Annotated in this window: 17 protein-coding genes; 10 read left to right on the top strand and 7 right to left on the bottom strand. The window is 40.9% G+C overall.

All coding sequences use genetic code 11. From position 1 onward, the window contains the following. Window positions 1-296: 296 nt before the first annotated feature. The 7 genes from CSV77_RS12015 to dnaA form a co-directional block, all read right to left on the bottom strand. Window positions 297-1,418 (bottom strand): HD-GYP domain-containing protein, encoded by a 1,122-nt coding sequence (locus tag CSV77_RS12015; RefSeq protein ID WP_099673604.1) that lies wholly within the window; start codon window positions 1,416-1,418, stop codon window positions 297-299. A gap of 132 nt (window positions 1,419-1,550) precedes the next feature. Continuing rightward, on the bottom strand, window positions 1,551-4,067 hold the full coding sequence (gene gyrA / locus CSV77_RS12010; RefSeq protein ID WP_099673603.1) for a DNA gyrase subunit A: 2,517 nt from the start codon (window positions 4,065-4,067) through the stop codon (window positions 1,551-1,553). 69 nt (window positions 4,068-4,136) lie between these two features. Further along, window positions 4,137-6,059 (bottom strand): DNA topoisomerase (ATP-hydrolyzing) subunit B, encoded by a 1,923-nt coding sequence (gene gyrB, locus CSV77_RS12005; RefSeq protein ID WP_233191657.1) that lies wholly within the window; start codon window positions 6,057-6,059, stop codon window positions 4,137-4,139. A gap of 53 nt (window positions 6,060-6,112) precedes the next feature. After that, window positions 6,113-7,231 (bottom strand): DNA replication/repair protein RecF, encoded by a 1,119-nt coding sequence (gene recF / locus CSV77_RS12000; protein WP_099673601.1) that lies wholly within the window; start codon window positions 7,229-7,231, stop codon window positions 6,113-6,115. Next, a complete protein-coding gene (gene yaaA / locus CSV77_RS11995) occupies window positions 7,221-7,460 on the bottom strand; it encodes a S4 domain-containing protein YaaA (RefSeq protein WP_099632556.1) in 240 nt (79 codons plus the stop codon). Before yaaA ends, recF begins: the two co-directional genes overlap by 11 nt. Window positions 7,461-7,580: 120 nt before the next feature. Next, window positions 7,581-8,717, bottom strand: a complete 1,137-nt coding sequence (gene dnaN, locus CSV77_RS11990) for a DNA polymerase III subunit beta (protein ID WP_099632557.1) — start codon at window positions 8,715-8,717, stop codon at window positions 7,581-7,583. Window positions 8,718-8,888: 171 nt separating this feature from the next. Continuing rightward, a complete protein-coding gene (gene dnaA, locus CSV77_RS11985) occupies window positions 8,889-10,238 on the bottom strand; it encodes a chromosomal replication initiator protein DnaA (RefSeq protein ID WP_099673600.1) in 1,350 nt (449 codons plus the stop codon). Between the two features lie 505 nt (window positions 10,239-10,743). Between dnaA and rpmH the strand changes: the two genes are divergently transcribed. The 10 genes from rpmH (at window position 10,744) to CSV77_RS11935 (ending at window position 20,242) form a co-directional block, all read left to right on the top strand. Continuing rightward, window positions 10,744-10,878 carry a 50S ribosomal protein L34 gene (rpmH, locus tag CSV77_RS11980; protein WP_029054388.1) on the top strand — a complete coding sequence of 45 codons (135 nt, stop codon included), beginning with the start codon at window positions 10,744-10,746 and terminating at the stop codon, window positions 10,876-10,878. 120 nt (window positions 10,879-10,998) lie between these two features. After that, window positions 10,999-11,337 (top strand): ribonuclease P protein component, encoded by a 339-nt coding sequence (gene rnpA / locus CSV77_RS11975; protein ID WP_099673599.1) that lies wholly within the window; start codon window positions 10,999-11,001, stop codon window positions 11,335-11,337. A 97-nt stretch (window positions 11,338-11,434) separates the two neighbouring features. Continuing rightward, entirely contained in the window at window positions 11,435-12,208 is a 774-nt protein-coding gene (yidC, locus tag CSV77_RS11970) for a membrane protein insertase YidC (RefSeq protein WP_099632560.1), read from the top strand. Then, complete coding sequence (gene jag / locus CSV77_RS11965) at window positions 12,205-13,029, top strand: RNA-binding cell elongation regulator Jag/EloR (RefSeq protein WP_099673598.1); 825 nt, start codon at window positions 12,205-12,207, stop codon at window positions 13,027-13,029. The genes yidC and jag overlap by 4 nt, the downstream gene beginning before the upstream one ends. A gap of 403 nt (window positions 13,030-13,432) precedes the next feature. Further along, the gene (gene mnmE / locus CSV77_RS11960; protein ID WP_099632562.1) at window positions 13,433-14,818 is read left to right on the top strand and encodes a tRNA uridine-5-carboxymethylaminomethyl(34) synthesis GTPase MnmE; all 1,386 of its coding nucleotides are present in this window, start codon (window positions 13,433-13,435) and stop codon (window positions 14,816-14,818) included. 30 nt (window positions 14,819-14,848) lie between these two features. Then, window positions 14,849-16,738, top strand: coding sequence for a tRNA uridine-5-carboxymethylaminomethyl(34) synthesis enzyme MnmG (mnmG, locus tag CSV77_RS11955; RefSeq protein WP_099673597.1), 1,890 nt, complete (start codon window positions 14,849-14,851; stop codon window positions 16,736-16,738). A 51-nt stretch (window positions 16,739-16,789) separates the two neighbouring features. After that, window positions 16,790-17,512: a 16S rRNA (guanine(527)-N(7))-methyltransferase RsmG gene (gene rsmG, locus CSV77_RS11950; protein WP_099673596.1), complete on the top strand. Its 723-nt coding sequence runs from the start codon at window positions 16,790-16,792 to the stop codon at window positions 17,510-17,512. A gap of 75 nt (window positions 17,513-17,587) precedes the next feature. Beyond that, the gene (gene noc / locus CSV77_RS11945) at window positions 17,588-18,460 is read left to right on the top strand and encodes a nucleoid occlusion protein (protein ID WP_099632565.1); all 873 of its coding nucleotides are present in this window, start codon (window positions 17,588-17,590) and stop codon (window positions 18,458-18,460) included. A gap of 194 nt (window positions 18,461-18,654) precedes the next feature. Then, on the top strand, window positions 18,655-19,416 hold the full coding sequence (locus tag CSV77_RS11940; RefSeq protein ID WP_099632566.1) for a ParA family protein: 762 nt from the start codon (window positions 18,655-18,657) through the stop codon (window positions 19,414-19,416). Beyond that, on the top strand, window positions 19,409-20,242 hold the full coding sequence (locus CSV77_RS11935; protein WP_099673595.1) for a ParB/RepB/Spo0J family partition protein: 834 nt from the start codon (window positions 19,409-19,411) through the stop codon (window positions 20,240-20,242). The genes CSV77_RS11940 and CSV77_RS11935 overlap by 8 nt, the downstream gene beginning before the upstream one ends. Window positions 20,243-20,279 lie beyond the last annotated feature (37 nt).

The following is a 20,279-nucleotide window of genomic DNA, read 5'->3' as shown; positions in this document are numbered from 1 at the left end:
CTCTCGTAAGAGGCAACTTTCTAATAATAACATCTCATCATTTTGTTGTCAACACTTTTACTTAAAAAGTTTTTCTTGTTAAGTTTGATGTTTTCGCGACTGCTTGATGCGACGCTTATAAATATACCACCGCGTTTATAGGAATGCAAGCCTTTTTATTAATTCTTTTAAATAGATATTGAAAACCGCGTACCTACAACGATACGCGGATATGAAGTTACTGTATTACCGTAATGTAATAGCCCCGTACCCGCTCGGCCTTCTTCATTTCCCATATCATTTACTAAGTTATTATATTAAAAGGTCTTAACAATAGAGATTTTTCTATTAGATGATAGATCAACATGTGTGCCTGTATCTAGTATCTTAACAATGGGACGTAAGGGGAAATCACGGTGCAAATAAATGACCTCCGCTATTTCGTCAGTCGTCAGTTTTACTTTTGTTCCAATGGACAGCTTGTTGATTAATTCATGGAGTACTTCAATTACCTTCATATCAAACTTGCCAAACTCTTCTTCCCTCATTAACTCGATTACTTTAAATGAACTCTCCTTCTGTCTGTATGGCCGCTCGGATGCCATAGCGTGGTACACATCTGCCACTGTCAGTATTTGAGAGATTTCTGTTATCTCCTGTCCTTTTAGTCCCCTCGGATAACCACTACCGTCAAAACGCTCATGATGCTGCAGGATTGCTACTTTCATTTCCTGACGTACCAATGGAGAGTCGTTGACCATTTGAAAACTGTGAATGACATGTTTTTTCACTTCACTTAACTCTTCACTTGTCAGGAAAGCCACTTTATCAATAATCTTCTCATCAATTTTCGCCATACCACTGTCTGCTAGTACGCCTGCTATACCAATTTGTAGCACTTGCCCTCTTGGATACCCCATTGCTTCACTTATCAAGGCCGCTAGAATACCCACACTGATGGAGTGATGTGCACGATAGTTTTGCAATGTAGCAAACCCATTTAGTCTTCTGACATATTCCTTATTCTCCAAAAATGCTTGAATCAAAGGTAAAACAATTGTACGAACTGCCGCAACATCTAATTTTTTGCCAGATCTATAGCTGACAAATTCTTTTCTGTATGATTCTACCGCTTCATCGTATAGCGCTTCCAAAGATCTCGATTTTTTTGGGGCGCTTTGGCTCATCAACTTTTCTACCTCTGGAGTTAGCTTTACATCAGTCACTTGCTCTACCGATTCTTGTTCTATCTTACTGAGTGCCTTTGACTCGACCAGCACGCGTGTAATGTCAAATGAATGGAGAATTTCAAAATGCTCTAGCATTAACTTAGTGCCTTTCGCCATTATTGGATTTCTTGTATTAACGTAGAGATCCTCTTTTAGAAAACTACCCGGTCTTAATTCACTAACCTCTTTGTAAACATCCAATGTTTTCACCTATTTTCCTCTTCGCTCTATCTATTATCATATAATATTCTCAATTATATGGATAGATATCTGAGTAAATTCTCCTACCAAAAGCAAAAAAGTTATTGAAGTGACGTATAACGCCCCTTCAATAACTTTTCTTTAGTCCTCTGTGTCTGTCTCTGGTTGTTGTTCTTCAGTTACTTCCAAGTGGTCTTCTAGTTCATCGTCCAACTCATCTCCAAGGTCATCATCCTTTTCTACCTTTGCGACCGTTGCTACACGTTCATCATCAGCCAATCGAATGAGTCGTACGCCTTGTGTAGATCGACCAAATATAGAGATATCGCCAATTGACATACGGATTAAGATTCCGTGAATCGTTATTAACATCAAGTCTTCTTCTCCGTTAACCGATTTCATCGCAACAATAGCACCATTTCGATCCGTCATATGCATTGTTTTCAATCCATAACCGCCACGTGATTGGGATCGGTATTCACTTTCAGGTGTGCGTTTACCGTATCCTTTTTCCGTAACTACAAGAATATCGTCTCCCGCATCTACGATATCCATGCCAATTACTTCATCATCTTGACGCAATCTGATACCACGTACACCAGCAGCAGTTCTGCCGAGCGGACGGATACTTTCCTCGTCAAAGCGAATCATCATGCCGTGTTTTGTACAGATCGCAATATCTGACGTGCCATCAGTTGATCTAACGGAGATCAGTTCATCATCTTCCCGCAATCCTAATGCTATTAAACCGTTTGCACGAATATTGGCATAATCCATTATCGACGTACGTTTAATAACACCTTGTCTTGTTGAGAAGAATAAATAGTGATCTTCAGTAAACTCATCAATCGGAATCATTGCCGTAACCTTTTCACCTTTTTGGAAGTCAAGTAGGTTAATGATTGGCAATCCCTTGGCAGTTCGGCTGTATTCAGGAACTTCATAGCCTTTTTTACGGAATACACGGCCTCTACTAGTAAATAGTAAAATCGTGTCATGTGTGGAGGTATTTAGTAAGTGTTCCACAAAGTCATCTTCATTCGTGCCCATCCCCTGGATTCCACGACCGCCACGTTTCTGACTGCGATACGTATTGGCTGGCAGACGCTTAATATACCCTTGGTGAGTTAATGTCACAATGGAGTTTTCCACTGGAATCAAATCTTCATCCTCAAGCATTTCGGAACCGCCAAGCATAATCTCTGTTCGACGTTCATCAGCAAAACGCTCTTTAATTTCATTCAATTCTTCACGGATAATCTCAATTAGCTTTAACTCATCCGCTAAAATTGCACGTAATTCAGCAATAAGTGTCAGCAACTCTTGATATTCGGACTCGATTTTGTCTCGTTCCAGTCCAGTCAAACGTTGCAAACGCATATCAAGTATAGCTTGAGACTGGCGATCAGATAACTCGAATGTCTCCATTAAGTTCGCTTTCGCTTCAGCCGTTGTTTTGGATGCACGGATTAGTGCAATGATCTGATCGATATGATCAAGCGCTATACGTAACCCTTCCAAGATATGTGCTCGGTCTTCCGCTTTGTTCAAATCAAATTGTGTACGACGGCGAATGACTACCTTTTGGTGTTCTAAGTAATGGTATAGAATTTCTTTCAATGACAATACTTTTGGTTGCTTGTCTACCAGTGCTAGCATATTGATCCCAAAACTAGTCTGCAAGGCAGTTTGTTTATACAGATTGTTCAACAATACGTTGGCATTGGCATCCCGCCGTACTTCAATAACAATACGCATACCTGTACGGTCTGATTCATCTGCTAAGTGTGTGATACCGTCAATCTTCTTATCACGCACAAGCTCTGCAATTTTTTCAATTAACTTAGCCTTATTCACTTGGAAAGGAATTTCATTGACAATAATTGTTTCGCGACCATTTGCAGCCGTCTCAATTTCTGCTCTTCCACGAATAATTAGTGAACCTCGACCTGTTTCATAAGCACGACGAATACCACTACGACCTAAAATCATACCGCCAGTTGGAAAATCAGGGCCTGGAATGATTTCCATTAATTCTTCGGTTGTGATTGCGCTATTCTCTGCCAAAGCAAGTACAGCGTCAATCGTTTCACCAAGGTGATGAGGTGGAATGTTTGTTGCCATACCTACGGCAATTCCCGATGTACCATTTACCAACAAATTCGGATAACGACCTGGCAAGACAGCAGGTTCTTTTTCCTGCTCATCATAGTTTGCTTGGAAGTCGATCGTATTTTTATTGATATCACGCAACAATTCCATCGCGATACGCGACATACGTGACTCTGTATAACGCATTGCAGCTGCTCCGTCACCATCAACAGAACCAAAGTTACCGTGTCCATCTACTAGCATGTAGCGATAACTGAAATCTTGAGCCATCCGTACCATCGTGTCATATACCGCACTATCACCATGCGGGTGGTACTTACCAATAACGTCCCCTACGATACGTGCTGACTTTTTATGCGGTTTTTCCGCAGTGATACCCAAATCATGCATAGCATACAAAATGCGGCGATGTACGGGCTTTAAACCATCTCGAACATCTGGAAGGGCACGAGAAACGATTACGCTCATCGCATAGTTTAGAAATGAGGTCTTCATTTCTGTATTAATATTTATTTCCTGCACTCCGCCTTTTGGCAAATCTGCCATGTTGTCATGCTCCTTTCACCACTTACATCTATAAGTTCAGTCATTGCTTTATAAGCCGTTTACGATTCATCAAGTATCAATATTTTGCACGTAAACTGCATTATCTTCAATGAACTTTCTGCGTGGCTCTACTTCATCACCCATTAATTCCTCAAACGTTTCATTTGCTTCCACTGCATCATCCATACGGACCTGCAAGAATGTGCGTTTGTCAGGATCCATTGTTGTTTCCCATAGTTGCTCGGGATTCATCTCACCTAAACCTTTGTATCGCGTGATATCTGGCTTCGGTGAGGCGGGCATACTGCTCAGAATCTCCTGCAATGCTTCTTCATCGTAACAATACTCTTCTCTTTTTCCTGAGCGCACACGATAAAGTGGCGGCTGTGCAATATATACGTAACCTGCTTCAATTAGCGGACGCATGAAACGGAAGAAAAAGGTTAATAATAACGTACGAATATGGGCACCATCAACGTCGGCATCTGTCATGATGACAAGCTTATGGTAACGAGCTTTATCCAAGTTAAATTCGGGACCAATCCCTGTACCGAGTGCCGTAATGATCATACGAATCTCTGCGTTTCCAAGAATACGGTCCAAACGTGCTTTTTCGACATTGAGAATTTTTCCTCGTAATGGCAAGATCGCCTGAAAGTGACGATCACGACCATTCTTCGCCGATCCTCCGGCAGAATCACCCTCAACAATATACAACTCACTGATAGCTGGATCCCTTGAAGAGCAATCTGATAGTTTCCCTGGTAAACTCGAGATTTCCAACGCTGATTTTCGACGTGTCAGTTCACGGGCGTTCTTCGCAGCCATACGTGCTCTTGCCGCCATCGTACTCTTGCCAACTACCTGACGCGCTACTACTGGATTTTCAATTAAGAAACGTTGCAGCGCTTCGGAAAACAATGAATTCGTAATGGTGCTGACTTCTGAGTTACCCAATTTCGTTTTTGTTTGGCCTTCAAATTGAGGATCAGGGTGCTTGATTGAGACGATAGCCGTCAGTCCTTCACGCACGTCGTCTCCCGTCAGATTGTCTTCTGACTCTTTCAATAAGCCATTTTTACGTGCATAGTCGTTAATCACGCGAGTTAATGCAGTTTTGAAGCCTTGCTCGTGTGTTCCACCTTCATACGTATGAATATTATTAGCAAATGACAATAAGTTTTCACCGTAGCCGCTGTTGTATTGCATAGCGACCTCAACGGTAATACCATCGCGTTCGCCTTCAATGTAAATGGGGTCTTCAAAAATCGGCTCTTTTTTTTCATTCAAATGCTGGACATAGGATTTAATCCCACCTTCATAGTGAAACACTTCGGATACAGGTTCTTCGCCACGTTCATCGGTAATGGTAATACGCAGACCACGGTTCAAGTAGGCAAGTTCACGCAAACGTGTTGCTAATATGCCGTACTCGTATACCGTTGTTTCGGTAAAGATCTCGGGATCCGCCTTGAAACGAATTGTAGTGCCGGTCTCATCCGATTCACCAATGACTTCAAGCTCCTTTGAGACAGGGCCTCTAGAAAACTCAATTGCATATAATTTTTTATCCACTTTAACGTAGACTTCTGTCTTCTCTGACAAAGCATTGACAACTGAAGATCCTACGCCGTGCAAACCGCCAGAAACTTTATATCCACCACCGCCGAACTTACCCCCTGCGTGGAGTACAGTCATGATGACTTCAACAGCTGGTCTACCCGTTGATTCCTGAATGCCTACTGGAATTCCACGACCATTATCGGATACCTTAATCCAGTTATCTTTCTCTATCGTTACTTCAATATGGTCACAATAACCTGCGAGAGCTTCGTCGATACTATTGTCTACAATTTCCCATACGAGATGATGAAGCCCTTTTGCACTCGTTGTCCCAATATACATACCAGGACGTTTACGGACAGCTTCAAGGCCTTCCAACACTTGTATCTGACTCGCATCATAAGCTGTCTGCATATCCTTTTCTTCCATTGCCAAGGTTTTCACCTTTCCTTTCCTTTCCAAAACTATCAAACCACAACCATTTATTCTCTCTGTGAAACGGATCCGTCATGCACTTCAAAAATGGCTGCTTCCTGGATCGTATTATGATCTATTCCCGCGATATTGGTTGTCGTCACAAATGTTTGTACTTGTCCTTGCATAGTACTGAGCAAATGCGACTGTCGGTAATCATCCAATTCCGATAACACATCATCAAGCAATAAAATTGGAGTCTCGCCCACTTCTTGTTTTACTAACTCAATTTCCGCGAGTTTCAAAGAAAGGGCGGTCGTCCGTTGCTGCCCCTGCGAACCGAATGTCTGAATATCGTACCCATTGACAAAAAACTGCAAATCATCACGATGTGGACCTATCAATGTAAGTCCTCGTTCTAATTCGCGTCTTCGCACACTTTTTAACTGATCGGCAAAAATTGTCTCCATCTCTTCAGCAGTCTGCCCAGAATGTAGGTCTTTTAAAGTCCCATATGAAACTTCTAGTGTTTCAAGACCACGTGAAATTCCTTGATGGATCGGATTTGCCCACTTTTGTAGCAATTCCATAAAATAAAAACGCTTTCGAATAATTTGAACCGCCACTTGAATATACTGTTCCGTGTAAATATCGAACATAACATCTTGAAGATCCAATTTACCTCGATTTGCCTTTAACAAGGCATTCCGTTGCTTTAATATCTTTTGGAAATTGACCAAGTCGTGCAAATAGACTCTTGAGATCTGTCCAATTTCCATATCTAAAAAACGCCTGCGCAGCTGAGGGCTGCCCTTTACGATATTTAAATCTTCAGGCGCAAACATGACTACATTCATCTGGCCGACGTACATACTCAAACGGTTTTGTTCCAAATGATTGACTCTAGCCTTTTTTCCCTTTTTGGAAATCGTCAGCTCTAACGGCATATATCCAAATTTACGTTGGACATCCCCTTCTATTTTACCACACTCTTGTTCCCAACGTATAAGTTCACGATCATTAGATGTGCGATGAGATTTTGCCATCGCCAATACATAAATGGCCTCCATGACATTGGTTTTTCCTTGTGCGTTTTCACCGATCAATACATTCATCGTAGGCGAAAATTTTAATTCCAGGGACTCATAATTTCGATAGTTCGTTAGTTTAAGCCGATCAATATGCATCCGACTGTCCAGATTCATCCGCTGACAGTTTGAATTTTCCTGCACCCGGAATATTTACTACATCTCCGTCATATAATTTCTTACCTCGTCGTTGTTCTGGTTCACCGTTTACGTAAACAATGTTTTCACCTAAAAACCATTTAGCCATTCCGCCTGAGCTAATAACATTCGTCATTTTTAATAATTGGCCTAGCGTTATATATTCTGTATCAAACTGTACTGTCTCCATTTTTAATTCAATCCCTCATAAAATATTCTGTCCCTCTAGTTTACCTAACTTTTTGCAATAAGTAAAAAGGTAGCCAACATGTTGACTACCTTATTGCGAGATATTTTCTTTAGTTACGGATTAAAACGTTCTAACCGGTAAAATTAATTGTAGAATGGCTTCGCTATCAATTGACTTCAAGATGAACGGACGCATGCTGCCAGTGAAGTGAATCTTTAGATCTTGGCCATCAATTGCTTTCAAGGCATCCATCATATATTTCGCGCTGAAAGAGATTTTCAAAGGTTCACCTTCGATATGCACAGCTTCTACCAACTCTTCTACATTTCCGACGTCTGGCGAGTTAGAAGAGATTTGCACATGTGGACTACCGTCTGTTGAGAAGTGCACGATATTATTCCGATCTTCACGAGCTAATAAAGATGCACGATCAATCGCTTGCAATAAATTGCGTCCATTTATCGTAATGGATGTTTTGTATTCAGTGGGAATTAGACGTGATGTGTCAGGGTAATTCCCCTCCAATAGTCTTGAATAGAACAAGACATTATGGAGCTTGAATAATACTTGTTGATTCGCAATAAAAATTTCTACTGTCGTAGCGTCGTCAGGCAATATTTTGCTTAGTTCCTGAAGACTTTTTCCTGGAATAACTGCATTAAATGGTGAGCTTGCTTGAATCTCGGGTGTCACGATTCTTCTGGCCAATCTATGACTATCCGTTGCGATGCAGTAAAGCTCTTGCTCTTTCATAATCCATTGAACACCTGTCAGAACTGGACGGGTCTCTTGTTGGGATACTGCAAATACCGTCTCTCTAATAAGTGATTTCATCAAGTCAGCAGGCATTTCAAAACGCTCTGCATCTTTTACATCGGGCAATATAGGATATTCATCAGCACTTTGGGCAATAATATGAAATTCGGACTGTCCAGAACGAATATGTGTTTTCATTCCGTCACGTAACTCAACCATCACTTCATTCGTTGGTAGTTTGCGAATAATCTCGTTAAAGACCTTTGCTTGTAACACTAAAGTGCCTGGTTGGATCATTTGAATAATCTGTGTGCCGTCTTCTTCTGCTGGTATGAAAGTGGATATCGTAATATCTGAATCACTTCCAGTCATCGTCAATCCCTTTTCAGTAATTTCTAATTTGATACCTGTCAAAATAGGCGTTGTCACTTTTGAACTGATTGCTTTGACAACATCGCTTAATCCATCCAATAATCTATCTCTCATAATTTCAAACTGCATATCAATACCTCGCTTATATAATAATAATTAAGTAATTAAATATAGTAGTAATAGTAGTAGGGCCTGTGGATATGTGGAAAAGCCTTTCAAATGTATGAGAGTCATAGTTTCCCACATGTGCATAACAAGTGGATGAGCTTGCACTACTTGTCCACAGTTATCCACAGTTCATTAGGCTCTTCCTAAAACCTTTTTAATATCCTGGACGTCTTGTAGCAATGCTTTGTCTTCGTCGAGCTGTTTGGAAATCTTCTCATGCGCATGAATAACAGTTGAATGATCACGACCGCCAAACTCTGAACCAATCTTCGGTAAAGAGGAGTCTGTCAGTTCTCTTGATAAATACATTGCAACTTGACGTGGGAATGCTATAGCTCGGGTCCTTTTTTTCGCTACAAAGTCTTCCAACCTAATGTTAAAGTGCTCTCCGACAGCCTTTTGGATGTCTAGAATGGATATAATACGCGGACGGGAATTTGGAATAATATCTTTTAATGCCTCGGCCGCCAAATCAGTAGTGACATCCGCATTTACTAGTGAAGAGTAAGCGACGACACGGATCAGCGCCCCTTCAAGTTCTCTAATATTGGTGTCAATTTGGCTAGCAATGTACAACATGACATCGTTTGAAATGTCGATTAAACCATCTGCCTTCGCCTTTTTACGTAGTATTGCAATTCTCGTTTCAAGATCAGGTGGTGCAATGTCTGTAATCAGTCCCCATTCAAAGCGGGAACGTAAACGATCTTCCAGTGTAGGGATCTCTTTTGGTGGACGATCACTGGAAATGATAATTTGCTTTGATTCTTCATGCAAAGTATTAAATGTATGGAAGAACTCTTCCTGCGTTTGTTCTTTTCCAGCTATGAATTGAATATCGTCAATTAACAGGACGTCTACACTGCGGTAGCGGTCTCTGAAATCACCGGCTTTATTGTCTCGTATGGAGTTAATAAACTCATTCGTGAATTTTTCAGATGATAAATACACAACCTTCAATGCAGGATTTTGCTCCAGTACATAATGACCGATTGCATGCATTAAGTGTGTCTTTCCTAACCCGACTCCCCCATATATAAAGAGCGGATTATAGGCTTTGGCAGGTGCTTCAGCAACTGCTAATGAAGCTGCATGCGCAAAGCGATTACCGGACCCAATAACGAACGTGTCAAAGGTATACTTCGGATTTAGCATTCCAGCCGAGTTGGCCATTGGTGTTTTTTCTACTGGTTTTGGCTGTGTTTTTGGCAATTTAATATCGTTCTCTGCCACGTCTTGCGGAACAATAAACTCAACGATTCGATCTTCACCTGTCAGTTCAGATAAAATCCCCGTGATTAAATGGACGTAATGCGTTTCGAGCCAATCTTTGGCGAATGAGTTTGGGACAGAAATAGTTGCATTTTCTGCTTCATACGTTAGCAATTTAGTCGATTTTAACCACGTTTCAAAACTAGGCTTCGAAACCCTAGCTTCAATATTCTTCAATACTTCTTCCCATAGTCCTGATAGATTTTCCAATCGTGCGCCTCCTTTACAATGAAATATTAAAAAGCCCGGAATCCGCTTATGCACAGTATCCAGGGCTGTGGATAAAAATTATCGAAAAGTGTTGAAAAAACTATCCACACTGTATTCACATATGTGGATAAGATTTTGGTTATAAAATATATACACAACAAAAGCTTTTTAATTGTAACAGGGAAACTGATTATTGACAAGGTGTCTGATGATTTATGCACAATCCCATTAACTGTGTATAAAGTGGTTATCCACAGGCCTGAATATGTGAAAAACTTGTCGACAATTGCCGGATTGAAAAATCCACAATTTTAGTCGTGAACAATTCATCCAGAATGAAACTTTCTACTTCTGTGGATAAGTTTTTAGTGAAAGTGAAAGTTATTACAAGTGGATCCCAAACGAAGGAATAGAAAAGCATTGACATTCTTTTACTGAATCGCTATACTATTCAAGACTGTCACAGTAGGAAAAGAGACAATCAAAGCAGGAGGTGTCTTACGAAATGAAACGTACATTCCAACCAAATAAACGTAAACGCGCTAAAGTCCACGGCTTCCGCCAAAGAATGAGTTCGAAAAACGGCCGTAGAATCTTAGCAGCTCGTCGTCGTAAAGGAAGAAAAGTTCTTTCAGCATAAGGCCACTGACATCAGTGGTCTTTTTTTTAGCTATTCGTGCGATTCGAAAAGAATATTGGGTCTCTTCCATAATAGCGGATCAGTAGATTACGACGGTAGAAAATTAAAGCAGGTGTTATTGTGAAAAAAAGCCAGCGAATAAAAAAAAATAAAGAATTTCAAACGGTATTTAAAAAAGGAAAGTCCTTTGCTAACCGACAGTTTATTGTCTATACCTATAAGAAGGAAGATCAGAAAGAGTTCAGAATTGGCCTATCCGTCAGCAAAAAGGTCGGTAATGCTGTCACGCGTAACAGGATTAAACGCTATATTCGACAGTCGTTTCTGGAAATGAATGATGAGATCAAGCCTGATCTAGATTATGTTATTATCGCAAGAAATCAAGCCGCCACGCTTGATTTCCATACGGCCAAAAAAAATCTGAGACATGTTCTAAAAATTGCAAAAGTCTTTAAGTGAAATCAAAGCTCTACCTAGATATAGGACAATTAAAGACATCATGTTACACTGAAAAAAACTTTTATAATGATCTTGCGACTGTTTGGGGGAAAAAACATTGAAAAAGAAATTAGTGTTCCTTTCACTACTTGTTGTAGTTGCCGTCTTTATGGCAGGTTGTTCGGAATTCCAAAAGCCAATTACGGCAGAGAGTACGGGAATTTGGAACGAATATATTGTTTGGCCACTTGTTACACTGATTATGAAATTCAAATCCTGGCTTGGAACATATGGACTAGCTATCATCGTTGTTACGGCAATTATTCGTACTGCATTGCTTCCATTGATTATTCAACAAACGAAAAGTTCGAAGCGTATGCAGGAAATTCAACCAAAACTTAAAGCGTTGAAAGAGAAATATAAATCAAAAGACGCCGTCACACAGAAAAAGTATCAAGAGGAAATGCAACAGATTATGATCAACGAAAAGATCAATCCCGTTGCAGGGTGTCTACCAGTTATCATCCAAATGCCAATATTTATTGGTTTCTACCACGCCATCAGCCGGATGAATGCCACACCTACGATTGAGTTAGGTAACTTCCTAGGCGTTGCACTTGGTTCACCAAGTATTTTATTTGCTATCATCGCTGGATTGTTCCAATTAACGGTTCTACGTACAGGACCTGCAATGGATAACCCACAAATGAAGATGATGATGTACATCATGCCATTTATGATCATGGTATTCGGTTCATTCTTACCGGCAGCTCTTGCTTTATACTGGATCGTCGGAAATATCATTTCACTGCTCCAAAACATTTTCATTTACAAGCCGTTCGATAAACCAAAAAACGTCGAAGTAGTGAAAGCAGGAGGGAAAAAGAAATGAAACAACTTACACAAAGGGCAGCAACCGTTGAGCTAGCAATAGAATCAGCTTTACAGGACCTAGGTGTAACAAAAGATCAAGTAGAGGTACAGGTAGTGGAAAACGGCAGGAAAGGTTTTCTTGGTTTTGGTGTAAAACAAGCAGAAGTCCTGGTAACCGTCCTAGAGAAATCAGAGCCAGAGCCTAAACTTCATGTCACACGAGTAACTGAACCAGCACAGACGCTTATAGATGAAAGTGAAATATTAGCCTCCGTTACTGAAACACAGGAAGTGGTTCAGCAGCCTGAAACTAAAGCCAAGCAATCGGAACCCGTCGTGGATACAAAGGAAATTACAAGAGTACAGGAAACCAACATCCACAATGAAAAAGATGCTATTGAAGAAACGAAGCAGTACATTGAGGACATGGCCAAAGAAATGGGCATTGAAGACTTGGTGATTACGTGCGAAACCAAAGGGAAGTACATCAACTTCCAGCTTGAAAGTAATAAAGCCGCATTCTTAATAGGTAAAAGAGGGCAAACGCTTAATGCAATCCAGCAATTAGCGCAACTCGTAGCCAATAAAGCAACAAAACAATTCAAAATTGTTAGAGTAAATGTTGCAGATTACCGTGAGCGCCGCGAGCAATCGCTCGAGCAACTGGCAGATCGGATGGCGGACCGTGCAGTACGTACAAAACGTCAGGTTGCGCTTGAACCTATGCCTTCCTACGAGAGAAAAGTCATCCATAATGCGTTGTCACTCAGACTCGATATTGAGACATTCTCGGAAGGAAAGGACCCATACCGACACATTGTCATTAAAGGAATCGAATAAGACTAATCCCGCAGAGGTTTTCTGCGGGTTTTTTATTGTCATCGAAAAAATGGAAAACTATTTAGTAAGTATAATGCGTTACGCGTCTAACTAAGGTATACATTATGGTACTTCAAATTCCAACCTAAAATCACATCCATTTCCCGGATTAATTTCCCCATCCCACATTTTTCTTTAAGAAACTTTCTACACTAGAAAGCTTGAAACGACAGTGTTCTTTGTCGACTGCTAGCACATGATAAATTACCATGACGCTTAGTTCAAAATTCCTGAATTTATCCACACGTTTTAAATTCGCGTGCTAGGAGATTCCGACGATTTATGATAATATAGGTTGTTAGAAAGTAGTATTCGCTATAAAAGATATGCACATGTGCACAACAAAGCCAGGAAGGTGAAAAACTTGCATTTTGATACGATAGCCGCCATTTCCACTCCCATGGGAGAAGGAGCGATTGCCATCGTTCGTCTGAGCGGCGATGAAGCATGGAAGATTGCAGACCGTATATTTCAGTCACCGGCAGCCAAACCACTCTGCGAACAACCATCGCACACAATTCATTATGGACATTTGCACGATCCCGCCACTGAAGAGTTAGTGGAAGAAGTCATGGTGTCAATCATGAAAGCACCAAAGACTTTCACGCGCGAAGACATAGTGGAGATTAACTGTCACGGAGGCATCACTTCCGTCAATAGGGTTCTCCAATTAGTATTGACGGAGGGGGCTAGATTAGCAGAACCCGGCGAGTTCACTAAACGAGCATTTCTTAATGGTCGAATTGATTTATCCCAGGCTGAAGCCGTTATGGATTTGATCAGGGCCAAAACAGATAAGGCCATGAACGTTGCGCTCAATCAAATGGAGGGGAAACTATCTCATTTGATCGGTGAATTGCGACAGGCGCTACTCGAGACACTTGCACAAGTGGAAGTTAATATAGATTACCCAGAGTATGATGATGTAGAAGAAGTGACGATTCCTTTGATGGTTGAAAAAGGAACGTGGGTAATGAATCAAATTGATGATTTATTGCGTACATCACAGCAAGGAAAGATCTTACGTGAAGGATTATCTACCGTAATTGTTGGACGTCCGAACGTTGGAAAGTCATCGTTACTCAACAGCTTAGTGCAAGAAAACAAAGCGATCGTTACGGATGTCGCGGGTACTACCCGTGATATTATAGAAGAGTATGTCAACGTTCGTGGAGTTCCTTTGCGTCTTGTCGATACTGCAGGAATCCGGGAGACGGAAGACATTGTCGAGCGGATTGGTGTGGAGCGTTCAAGGAAGGTATTGAAAGAAGCGGATCTCATTCTATTGATGGTTAATAATTCTGAGGCGTTAACAGACGAAGATGAACGGTTATTTGAAGCCGTTGCCGGTATGGATATGCTTGTCATCGTCAATAAAACAGATTTACCAGCAAAGATTGATCTAGAGCGAGTCTATGAAGTCGCAGGAAGAGATCGCGTGATTACTACTTCTATATTGCAAGAGCAAGGTATTAATGAGTTGGAAGAAGCGATAGCTGCACTGTTCTTCGAAGGTTCATTGGAATCCAATGACCTGACGTATGTATCCAATGCCCGTCATATTTCGTTACTAAAACAAGCACGCAATACGATTGACGATGCGGTACAAGCAGCGCAGGTAGGTGTTCCTATTGACATGATTCAAATAGACGTAACACGTACATGGGAAATTCTCGGTGAAATCATCGGAGATACCGTTCAAGATAGTTTAATTAAAGAGTTGTTCTCGAAGTTCTGCCTCGGAAAATAATGATTTTATAAATGGGAAGGATGAACGAACATGCCACAATTTGAAGCAGGCACGTTCGATTGTATCGTCATTGGAGCTGGACACGCGGGCGCAGAAGCAGCCTACGCATCAGCCAAGATGGGCGCATCGACATTAGTTTTAACAATGAATTTAGACATGATTGCTTTCATGCCATGTAATCCTTCATTAGGAGGGCCTGCAAAAGGTATCGTAGTGCGTGAAATAGATGCACTTGGCGGCTTGATGGCAAAGGTCATAGATAAAACACATATTCAAATGCGTTTATTGAACACAGGGAAAGGCCCGGCAGTGCGTGCTTTGCGTGCACAAGCGGATAAAGTACTATATCAACAAGAAATGAAGCGGATACTGGAAGAGGAACCGAATTTGACAATTCGTCAAGCGGTTGTCGAGCAGTTAATCGTCGAAGAAGATGAAATAAAAGGCGTAGTGACACAGATCGGTGCAATTTTCCGTGCAAAGACTGTCATTATTACAACAGGTACATTTTTACGCGGTGAGGTTATCATTGGAGATCTAAAATACTCTAGTGGGCCGAATAATCAAATGCCATCCATTAAACTGGCGGAACATCTGCAGGAACTTGGTCTACAGACGGTTCGATTTAAAACAGGAACCCCTCCACGTATCAACAGCAATACAATTGATTACAGCAAGACAGAGATTCAGCCGGGAGACGACGTGCCGCGTTCGTTCAGTTATGAAACAACGGAATACATTATGGATCAACTACCGTGTTGGTTAACGTATACCACTCCGGAAACACATGAAATCATCAATGAAAATCTTCATTTATCTCCGATGTATTCGGGTATGATTAAAGGAAAAGGACCAAGTTACTGTCCGTCTATTGAAGATAAAATTGTCCGTTTTGCGGACAAGTCGCGTCACCAGATTTTCCTAGAGCCTGAAGGTCGTAATACAAGAGAAGTATATGTGCAGGGATTGTCGACAAGTCTTCCAGAGCATATACAGCATCGCCTAATTGCGAGCGTACCGGGACTTGAGAAGGCTGAAATGATGCGTGCTGGTTATGCAATTGAGTACGATTCTATAATTGCGACACAACTATGGCCAACGTTGGAAACGAAAAAAATTAAGAATTTGTACACGGCTGGCCAAATTAACGGAACTTCGGGATATGAAGAAGCCGCGGCACAAGGATTGATGGCCGGAATTAATGCAGCGTGCAACGTACTTGGCAAGGAAGAAGTCGTTCTTGGACGTAGTGATGCGTATATTGGCGTACTAATTGATGACTTGGTCACTAAAGGTACGAGTGAACCGTATCGTCTTCTGACGTCACGAGCGGAATATCGCCTCTTGCTTCGTCATGATAATGCCGATATGCGTCTGACGGAAATTGGTTACCAAAATGGAATGATTAGTGAAGAGCGCCACGCGAAATTTTTGGCAAAGAAAGCACAAATCGAAGCGGAAATTAATCATTTACGCAAGGTAACTGTGAAACCAACCGAAGAAATCCAAGAAATTATTGCTGAAGTCAATGGAACGGCACTTCGTGAACCTATGAAAGCGGCTGATTTACTGAAGCGGCCGGAAATGAGGTATAGCGAATTGTGTAAAGTAGTCCCACCTCTTGAAAAAATTAACGAAGAAGTGGCGGAACAAGTGGAAATTTTCATTAAGTATGAAGGATACATCGAAAAGTCCATGCAGCAAGTAGCAAGGATGAAAAAGATGGAGAATAAACGGATTCCAGAGAACATTGATTATGATGCAATTTCAGGCATTGCGAAAGAAGCAAAGGCAAACCTTAAAGAGGTACAGCCATTGTCGATTGCGCAGGCATCACGTATTTCGGGTGTCAATCCAGCAGATATCTCCATCTTGCTTGTCTATATTGAACAAGGAAAAATTGCGAAAGTATCCGGTTGAGTCTTTGACTGGCGCTTTGTAGCGTCAGTCTTTTTGAAAAGGAATGAGAACATGACAGAAGAACAATTTTACGAGGCTCTGCAAGAGAAAGGCTTTCTGTTGTCGGATGCACAGAAGCAACAATTCAAACGCTATTTTGAAGTACTGGTTGAGTGGAATGAAAAAATGAACTTGACGGCAATTACAGATGCACCTTCCGTATATCTAAAGCATTTCTATGATTCCATTACAAGTGCATTTTACGTGGACTTCATAAAATATGTATCTGTTTGCGACGTAGGTGCCGGTGCGGGGTTTCCAAGTATCCCGTTAAAGATTATCTATCCACACTTACACGTGACGATTGTAGATTCATTGAATAAACGTATTACATTTTTAAATCACTTGGCGGGGGAGTTAAAGCTTGAAAATGTGGCATTCGTCCATGCAAGAGCAGAAGAATTTGGTCGTAACCCGAAGTACCGTGAACAGTTCGATGTGGTGACTGCACGCGCAGTAGCACGGTTATCGGTATTATCGGAACTGTGTATTCCGCTCGTCAAACAAGGAGGACTTTTTGTTTCTATGAAAGGTGCAGCTGCATCTGAAGAAATGAAAGATGCTACTCGAGCTGTAAAATTACTTGGGGCAGTTTTACAGAATGAACATGAATTTCTATTACCGGAAGAGGATAGTGAACGTCATATCTTTGTATTTGAAAAGAAAAAGCAGACACCTAAGAAATATCCTAGAAAGCCAGGCGTGCCTAATAAAACACCGATTACAGCAAACTAACTGTGGGAAATGTTTCACGTGAAACAATTTTATAGAAGAGTAAAAGGGAATAGTTTCGAAAAGGTGGTGTAGAGGTTGAAAAGTACTTTTTCGCGTTTTTTTGGTGGGGGAGAAAAGATGACTACAATAGAAGAAGTAAAAGTTCATCATCTGGAGAAGGTAGCACAAATTGCAATTGATTTAATTACACCGAATCAATACCAGCCACGGGCAATTTTTAATGAAGAAAAAATTGAAGAACTTGCTAGAACCATTCATACACATGGCGTTATTCAACCCATTGTTATTCGAACAAAAGAAGATGGATCATACGAAATCATCGCAGGGGAACGAAGATTTCGGGCAATGCGTAAGCTTGGTTGGACGGAAGTACCGGCAATTGTGCGTGACTTAGATGATAAAGAAACAGCCTCGATTGCATTAATTGAGAACTTGCAACGTGAAGAACTAACGGCAATTGAAGAAGCGCATGCCTATGAACGTTTGCTAGAGTTACATGAATTAACACAAGAAGCATTGGCGCAACGTCTTGGTAAAGGACAGTCTACAATTGCAAATAAGATGCGTTTGTTGAAGTTACCTGAACCGGTTCAAACAGCAATTTTACAAAAAAAGATATCTGAACGTCATGCACGTGCATTATTACCGTTAAAAGAACCCACTCTTCAGATGGAAGTGCTGGAAGAAATCAAAATAAATCAATATAATGTTAAGGATTTAGAAGCTAGGATTAAAGAAATATTATTTCCAACGGAATCGGTTGAGAAAGTGCAGCCTGCGAGAAGACGTGGGCCACGACAAAAAGCTGTGAGTAAGGACATTCGTATTGCAGTGAACACCTTGCGAGAATCTCTTGCACTGATATCCAAGAGCGGGATTGAAGTAGCCGCCGAGGAAGTGGATTCTGAAGAATACTACACGATTACGGTGAAAATATGTAAAAAGTGACGAATGGAAACTCTTGCTGACTAACTAGCAAGAGTTTTCTTATATATCAATAGAGTTCATCCAGTGAAGATGATAAACTGAAATAGACCACATAGAACATATTCTTTGTCAGGAATTTCAAACATAGGTAACCACGAGTAAAACTTTGGTATACTAGTAAGACAAACGAAATAGGAAAGAAAGCAGGTGCAAGAGTGGGTAAGATTATTGCTATAGCAAATCAAAAAGGCGGAGTCGGAAAAACGACGACTTCTGTAAACTTAAGTGCATGCCTTGCCCATTTAGGCAAAAAAGTGCTCTTAATTGATTCTGATCCACAAGGAAATGCGACGAGCGGGGTCGGTGTGAATAAAGGTGATGTACAGGACTGTATTTATAATATGTTAATTGATGATGTGCCAGTACGTGAAGTTATTCTACCAACGGAAATTGAAAATCTTGAAATTGTACCTGCTACCATTTCACTTGCGGGGGCTGAAATTGAGCTAGTCTCTACGATATCACGTGAGGTTCGTATGAAACACGCAATTCAAGACATTAAAGATGACTACGACTATGTCATTATCGACTGTCCTCCATCTCTTGGCCTTTTAACGTTGAACGCATTGACAGCTTCGGATTCAATCATAATTCCTGTACAGTGTGAATACTATGCGCTCGAAGGACTTAGTCAACTGCTTAGTACGATTCGCTTGGTTCAAAAACATCTAAATGAAGCACTTTATATTGACGGGGTACTATTGACGATGTTTGATGCTCGGACCAATTTAGGTATACAAGTTATTGAGGAAGTAAAGAAATACTTCCAAGACAAAGTGTATACAACAATCATTCCCCGTAATGTTCGGTTAAGTGAAGCGCCAAGTCATGGTAAGCCGATTATATTATATGATCCACGATCCAAAGGTGCGGAAGTTTATTCAGAGCTGGCAAAGGAAGTGGTGGAGAATGAGTAAAGGTCTAGGTAAGGGTCTTAATGCATTATTTCCTCGTGAGACATTGGAAAAAGTAGAGCTTTTACGTCTAAAGAGCATTAAAGTCAATCCATATCAGCCACGTAAAGAATTCAATGAAGTGGCGTTGAATGAATTAAGTGAGTCAATTAAGGAACACGGTGTACTACAACCAATCATCGTGCGAAGTGTAGGGACGCAGTATGAAATTGTTGTAGGGGAAAGAAGATTCCGTGCTTCTGAACTGGCAGGAAAAAAAGAAATTCCGGCAGTCGTACGAGATCTAACAGATGAACAGTCTATGGAAATGGCCATTCTTGAAAACTTGCAGCGTGAAGACTTATCTCCAATTGAAGTAGCGGAAGCATACCAAAGTTTAATGGAAAGTCTGAAGCTAACACAAGAGCAACTAGCCTTTAGACTTGGCAAGAGTAGACCGCACATTGCCAACCACATTCGTTTACTCGCGTTACCAGAGAAAATTTTGAAAGACATTTCCCACGGAATACTTTCAATGGGACATGGTCGTACACTTCTCGGGTTGCGTAAAAAAGAGCAAATCTTAGCTATTGCCGAAAAAACCAAGACGGAAGGGTTAAATGTCCGTCAATTGGAAAAATTGGTTCAACATTTAAATGAAGATGTTCCACGTGAAACTAAGAAAGAAAAGAAAAAAGATATATTTATTGAAGCACAGGAAAACACACTGCGTGAACAATTCGGTACAAATGTAACGATCAAGAAAACGAAGAAAAAAGGTAAAATTGAAATCGAGTTTCACTCGGATGAAGACTTTGAACGTATTCTTGAATTATTGAACGCCGAGTGATGACACACAAACCTATTTTGCTTTCATTGCAAAATAG

This window comes from Sporosarcina sp. P16b (assembly GCF_002743065.1).
Classification (GTDB): Bacteria; Bacillota; Bacilli; order Bacillales_A; family Planococcaceae; genus Sporosarcina.
Note: the sequence above shows the minus strand (reverse complement) of the source record. Positions and strands in the feature narration are given on the sequence as shown.